Here is a 277-nt window from a genome sequence, read left to right as displayed (position 1 = left end):
GGCGGAACCGACGGGATTCGAACCCGCGATCTCCTGCGTGACAGGCAGGCATGTTAGGCCAACTACACCACGGTTCCGCATTTTATAGAAAATGGTGCCGGCGAGAGGACTTGAACCCCCAACCTACTGATTACAAGTCAGTTGCTCTACCAGTTGAGCTACACCGGCACGGTGTAAAACCTGAATCCAAAAAGATAAAAATGGTGGAGGCTGAGGGGTTCGAACCCCCGACCCTCTGCTTGTAAGGCAGATGCTCTCCCAGCTGAGCTAAGCCTCC

Annotated in this window: 3 tRNA genes; all 3 read right to left on the bottom strand. The window is 54.2% G+C overall.

Annotation, left to right across the window (positions count from 1 at the left end):
• Window positions 1-2: 2 nt before the first annotated feature.
• The 3 genes from AC0MA3_RS26470 to AC0MA3_RS26460 all read right to left on the bottom strand — a co-directional run bounded on the left by AC0MA3_RS26470 (window position 3) and on the right by AC0MA3_RS26460 (window position 277).
• Window positions 3-77, bottom strand: a tRNA-Asp gene (locus AC0MA3_RS26470).
• Between the two features lie 15 nt (window positions 78-92).
• Window positions 93-168, bottom strand: a tRNA-Thr gene (locus AC0MA3_RS26465).
• Between the two features lie 33 nt (window positions 169-201).
• Window positions 202-277 (bottom strand) — tRNA-Val (locus tag AC0MA3_RS26460).

Source organism: Paenibacillus sp. LS-5, assembly GCF_056121505.1.
This window is presented reverse-complemented; position numbering and strand designations above follow the sequence as displayed.